5 protein-coding genes are annotated in these 6000 nt (G+C 68.2%); 4 read left to right on the forward strand and 1 reads right to left on the reverse strand.

What is annotated here, in order from left to right; all coding sequences use genetic code 11:
- Positions 1 to 600: 600 nt before the first annotated feature.
- From ACWEO7_RS14645 to ACWEO7_RS14655, 3 genes are all read left to right on the forward strand, one after another.
- Positions 601 to 1473, forward strand: coding sequence for a hypothetical protein (locus ACWEO7_RS14645; RefSeq protein WP_452423670.1), 873 nt, complete (start codon positions 601 to 603; stop codon positions 1471 to 1473).
- Positions 1474 to 1607: 134 nt separating this feature from the next.
- Positions 1608 to 2186 (forward strand): sigma-70 family RNA polymerase sigma factor, encoded by a 579-nt coding sequence (locus tag ACWEO7_RS14650; protein WP_039795737.1) that lies wholly within the window; start codon positions 1608 to 1610, stop codon positions 2184 to 2186.
- Complete coding sequence (locus ACWEO7_RS14655) at positions 2179 to 3351, forward strand: anti-sigma-D factor RsdA (protein ID WP_452423672.1); 1173 nt, start codon at positions 2179 to 2181, stop codon at positions 3349 to 3351. The genes ACWEO7_RS14650 and ACWEO7_RS14655 overlap by 8 nt, the downstream gene beginning before the upstream one ends.
- Before the next feature lie 230 nt (positions 3352 to 3581).
- Here ACWEO7_RS14655 and ACWEO7_RS14660 read toward each other — a convergent pair whose 3' ends face one another.
- Complete coding sequence (locus tag ACWEO7_RS14660) at positions 3582 to 3995, reverse strand: DUF5319 domain-containing protein (protein ID WP_039795739.1); 414 nt, start codon at positions 3993 to 3995, stop codon at positions 3582 to 3584.
- 224 nt (positions 3996 to 4219) lie between these two features.
- Here ACWEO7_RS14660 and guaB point away from each other — a divergent pair, with 224 nt between their 5' ends.
- A complete protein-coding gene (gene guaB, locus ACWEO7_RS14665) occupies positions 4220 to 5764 on the forward strand; it encodes an IMP dehydrogenase (RefSeq protein WP_452423674.1) in 1545 nt (514 codons plus the stop codon).
- The last annotated feature ends 236 nt before the right edge of the window (positions 5765 to 6000 follow it).

Below are 6000 nucleotides of genomic sequence, written 5' to 3' on the forward strand. Positions count from 1 at the left end.
CAGCGTTGTCGAGCAGTTGTTCTGCAACAGTTGTGGGCCACGACGCCGTGTCGGCGGGGGTGCCCGGGGGGCTCGCCCTTCGTGGTCGCTGCAATTTCGCGCGGCGCCGTCCGTGGCGATGAGCTACGTTAGGTCCAGCCGCGAAATTCCGTCAATAGTTCGGCGCAGCACTTTTCCAAATCGCGCGCTGCCAAATTTAACCTCCGAACTGTTTACTTTTCGTGCTGGTTCCGGCGATACTGTTCGGTTGGCCGGAGGTCCGTGGCTGCCGCATGTGCCGCAACTGACCCAATTTCCGCTGGTAGAGGCGATTTCATCGTCGTAGCGCCGACGTGACGCCGATCTCGTGCCGATGATGTCGGTCACGGCCGCGGCCGAGGGCGTTCGTGGGGTGTGGATCCCAAGATGGCGGTAACGGGGCGGACAGGTTAATTACGCGAAACACGCATGAATTCCCGGCCTGGCCGCTCGGCGATAGCCAGGACGAGATTTACCTAATGGCAACATCCGCTCGGCGACGGAAATCCCGGGTGTCGCCGGTCGGCCGTCGCTCACCTTTCGTCGCCGGAGCCCGGGTGCCGCACGGGATAGAGTGCGCCCGTGTTCGCGCCCGCTCCGCTCGGAGATCCTCATCTCGCGGTCCTCGCCGAGGCCGCCTTCGGCGCCGCTCCGGGTCGCGCCGCCGCCGACCTTCCGTCCGCGTCGGACGCGCTCGGCCGGTGGTATCGAGCGGTGGTTCTCGGCGGCCAGGGCCGTTATGCGGCGGCGCGCGCCGAATTGCGAAGGGTATGCAACCACAGCAACGATCCCGTTCTCCTCTCACTGGCGGGAAGCACCGAGGGTTCTTTTCTTCGCCAGCTCGGCTGGCACGAACGCGCCGCGGCGTTCGACGGGTGGGCGGCCGCGCTGATCCTCACCGCCGGCGCCGGGGCGGAGCCGGACAGCGCCGGGGAGTTCGGCGGCTACCGTCCCAGCCGCGCCGACGCGATCTGCGACGCGCTCACCGGACTCGCCGCCGACGCGCTCGGAACCGGGCGGCTCGCGCTGGCCGACCGCTTGCTGCGGCGCAGCGCGTCGGCGGCACAGCAGTATCGGGCCGGTTGGCGTCCCGCGATCCGCTTGCGCTGGGTGTCCGCGGAAACGGCGCTGGCGGCAGGCGATTTCGAGGTGGCGGCGGCGCACGCGGCGGCCGCGCTGGAGCTGGCCGAGCGATCCCCGTCGGTGCGCCACCGGGTGAAGTCACGCTTGCTGGTCGCCGCCGCCGACGTGGCGCTCGACGCGCGGGGAAGATCAGGCGTCTCGGCCGAGGACGTCGCCGAGCAGTGCCGCGAGCACGGCCTGCTGCCGTTGCGCTGGGCTTGTGCCATGCTCCGCGCCGGATCGGGCGCGCGGGACGCGGCGGCGGAGGCGGCCGAATGTGCTGCGGCCATCGCCCGCTCCGGCGGCGTGTTGCGCCCCATGGCGGGGTGGTAGGTGATCACGGAGTCCACCGTGTTGACCAGTTCCGGCCAACGGGTCGCTATTGTTAGATCCGTTCCGCCCCTTCGGTGGAAGCATTGGTCGTCACCTGACCATGCCACTTTGTAACGCCGGGAATATCTCTGACGATGACGCACACGGGCGAAGAGTTGGACCTCGCCGTCGCTGCCGCTGCGCAGGGCGACAGATCCGCTTTAGCTCAGGTACTGGAGATGATCCGCCCGCTGGTGGTGCGCTACTGCCGCGCGCGGATCGGAGCCGCGGAGCGTGGGCAGCTCTCCGCGGACGACGTTGCGCAGGAGGTTTGCCTGGCTGTGATGACAGCCTTGCCCAGGTACCAAGACCAGGGCAGGCCCTTCATGGCCTTTGTTTACGGAATCGCTTCGCACAAGGTCGCCGACGCGCATCGCAACGCCGCCCGTAACAAGGCGGAGGCGATGGCCGAAGTACCAGATGTCATATCCACCGACCAGGGACCGGAACAACGAGCTCTCGAGTCCGAGACGAGCAGGCAGATGAACCGTCTGCTCGCGACGCTTCCCGAGAAGCATCGAGAGATCTTGATCCTGCGCTTGGTCATGGGTTTGTCAGCGGAAGAAACCGCGGTCGCCGTGGGCAGTACGGCGGGCGCGGTACGGGTCGCCCAACACAGGGCACTCGCGAAACTCAAGTCACAAGTGGCGAGGGCAGGTGAAATGTATGGCTAGGGATGGCGAGCGCGGTCGGGGTGACTGGAAGGCGCGGCTTGGATCGCGGAACAGCGGTCCCTACGCCGAGGCGTCCGGTGACACCGGCCCGGTCGACATCGCCGCGGTACGCCGCGACGATGCTCTGATCGATGCCATCGCCAGCGATGGTCCGGTGCACACCGACAGCGCCGAGGAGTATCAGCTCGCGACGTTGCTCGCGGACTGGCGAGCGGAGTTGATCGCGCCTCCGATGCCGGCCGAGCCGGACCTGGACGCGATCGTGGCCGCGGTCAACCAGGAGATCGGCGCGCGGCAGGTTCGCATCGGGGCGCACGGCGGCGGCGGGCGACTGCGGCTACTACGTCCGATCATGGGCACCGCGGCCGCGCTGGCCCTGGTCATCGGCGGTATGACGGCGTTCTCGTACAACGCCGAGCCGGGCGATCCACTGTGGCGGGTCAAAGAGGTCGTGTTCAGCGAACAGGCCCAGACGACCGTGGTCCAGCGGGCGGGCGACGACCTGAACGAGGCTTCCACGCTGGTCACTCAGAACCCGACGCAGGCCAAGGTGCGCCTGGAGCGGGCCAAGGAGAATGCCGCGCAGGTCAGCGATCCGGACAAGCGCGCCGAGCTGATGACCGAGTGGGAACAGTTGCTCGCGAAGCTGCACGAGGTCAATCCGGAGTTGGCCGATCAGCTGGGTTCGACGGTGCCCAAGACTACCGACCCGCGTGCCACCCCGGGCAGCGCGACCACGAAGCCCAGCCCGACGCCGGGTAGCGGGACCTCGACGATCGTGCAGCAGCCGGGTGCGCCGACGAACAAGCCTTCGCCCTCGGCCGACGCCACCGCGCCCAATGGTGGAACGTCGAACAGCGGCGGAACGACGAACGGCGGCGGCGCGCCGACCACGGTGCCGCCGGTGACCACACCGCCGCCCGCGCCCACCCAGCCGCCGGCCACCGTGGAACCGACGGCTCCGCAGGAGCCGCCGGTCACCGAGGTCAAGCCGCCGACGGGCGGACCCACGGGAGACACCGGTAATCCGACGGCGCCGCAGCAGCCGCCCACGGCTCCGACGCAGGGCAACACCAATACCCACAACAGCAACAACAATCCGCCGCCGACCTTCAGCGTCCCCGGCATTCCCAACCCGGGCTCGTTCGTGCCGCCCGGCCGCTGACAGAAGAAAACGGTCCAGGCAAGAACCGATCGCCAGCCAGGCGGTCGGCTTTTTGTCTTTCGGGAGAAGCCGATCTAGCCAGCGGTGACCATAGGGTGACTCATGGACGTGTCCGCACGCGACGGAACCTCACGGTGCGTCTGCCGAAGTGATTCGTGTGCGTCGAAAATCACAGCGGCAAAGGCGAGGTACGCGAGCCTCGAGAGGCCCGCGTGCGGTTCGATCCGGTATCAGCCGTCGAATCCGTCGAACCCGTCGCCGTGGAAAGCCTCGTTCATCGACGCGTCCGCGTAGCCCCGGCAGTAGTCCCAGGTGACGTACGCTTCCGGCGTCGGGTCGTAGGCGGGCTCGTGCGGGCGGACCGTGCCGTCGACCAGCAACTGAAGCAAGTTGGCGCGCAGCATGTCCCAGTCGTGGTAGTGGTCCTGCCTACAGTCTTCGCAGCTGACCACGAGTCCGCGGATGCCGCGGTGGGCCAGCAGTGCCTCGTACACCGCGAGGTCGGCGAGATCCTCCTCGACCGCAAGGCGCTCGTGGGGATCCAGCGGTTCGCCGGGCTCGATGGCATCGAGCGCGGCGGACGGGTCGGAGGGGTCTCCGGCGAACGGATCCGGCGGCAAGCCAGGTGGTAGATGGTCACGCACATCCCCACGGTACGCAGAACAGGGTGGTCTGCGCCAGCTATGCGGCCTGCCAGTTTCGGTGGTGGGCTCACTTCGTCGGCGAGTTCACCGGACAGATACGATGGAGCACAGGCTACGGCGGGTCCCGATCGCACCGCCGCCGAACCACGTCCATCCCATCAGCCGTCACGGCGCCGGTGACACCGGCGCCGGTCGCTATCGACGTCCAGGAGGGGTCGATCCGAATGAGTAATCCCGTACCGGGCGAACGAATCGCAGTCCGCCCTCCTACGGGTGGCGACGATCCGAACAAGATCGCCATGCTCGGCCTCACGTTCGACGATGTGCTGCTGCTGCCTGCCGCCTCGGATCTCATCCCCAGTTCTGTGGAAACCTCCAGTGTGCTGACCAGGGAGATCCGCCTGCGCACGCCGTTGGTCAGCTCGGCCATGGACACGGTCACCGAGGCGCGGATGGCCATCGCGATGGCGCGCGCGGGCGGCATGGGCGTGTTGCACCGCAACCTCTCGACGGCCGACCAGGCCGCCCAGGTGGAGACGGTCAAGCGGTCCGAGGCCGGTATGGTCACCGACCCGGTGACCTGTCGTCCGACCGACACTCTCGCCGAGGTCGACGCGATGTGCGCCAGGTTCCGCATCTCGGGTCTTCCCGTGGTGGACGAGACCGGTGCGCTTGTGGGGATCATCACCAATCGCGACATGCGTTTCGAGGTGGATCAGAACCGCCGCGTCGCCGACGTCATGACCAAAGCTCCCTTGATCACCGCGCAGGAGGGCGTCACCGCGGAAGCCGCGCTCGGACTGCTGCGCAGGCACAAGGTGGAGAAGCTGCCGATCGTCGACGGCAACGGGCGCCTGCGCGGCCTGATCACCGTCAAGGACTTCGTCAAGACCGACCAGTACCCCAACGCCACCAAGGACCGCGACGGCCGCCTGCTGGTCGGCGCAGCGGTGGGTGTCGGCGAGGACGCCTGGTCGCGGGCCATGACACTGGCCGACGCGGGCGTCGACGTGCTGGTGGTGGACACCGCGCACGGTCACCAGGTGCAGGTGTTGCAGATGGTGACCAAGGTCAAGGCCGAGGTCGGCGACCGGATCCAGGTGGTCGGCGGCAACGTGGCCACCCGCCAGGGCGCGGCCGCGCTCGTCGAGGCGGGCGCGGACGCGGTCAAGGTGGGCGTCGGCCCCGGCTCGATCTGCACCACCCGCGTGGTCGCCGGTGTCGGCGCGCCGCAGATCACCGCGATCCTGGAGGCGGTCGCCGTGTGCAAGCCGGCAGGCGTCCCGGTGATCGCCGATGGCGGCATCCAGTTCTCCGGCGACATCGCCAAGGCCATCGCGGCGGGCGCGTCCACGGTGATGCTCGGGTCGCTGCTCGCGGGCACGGCCGAGTCGCCGGGCGAGCTGATCCTGGTCGGCGGTAAGCAGTTCAAGAGCTATCGCGGTATGGGCTCGCTGGGCGCCATGCAGGGCCGCGGCCAGGCGAAGTCGTTCTCCAAGGACCGTTATTTCCAGGACGACGTGCTCGCCGAGGACAAGCTGGTCCCCGAGGGCATCGAGGGCAGGGTGCCGTTCCGCGGCCCGGTCAACCAGGTGATCCACCAGCTGGTCGGCGGTCTGCGCGCGGCCATGGGCTACACCGGCTCGCAGTCGATCGCGCATCTGCAGGAAGCCCAGTTCGTGCAGATCACCGCGGCGGGTCTCAAGGAGAGCCACCCGCACGACATCACCATGACCGTCGAGGCCCCTAACTACACCGGACGGGGTTAGCCCACTAGGTTCATGTACAGGACCAACCGGTCCGTGCATGATGGAGCTTGCCCACCGGCTGTGGCGGTGAGCGACCTGCGGCGAGTTGGCGGTTTGTGCTGCCCACCTGCCCCCACAAGTAACCACTGGAGGCGCGAGTCTTACGAGCGCCGTTCGCGGCCCGGCTCGCGTTCCAGCGGTCGAAGCGCATGCGCCGCAGGCGCGAGTCTCGACCGGAACGCGAGCCATCAAGGGGC

It is taken from the genome of Nocardia sp. NPDC004260 (assembly GCF_053603155.1).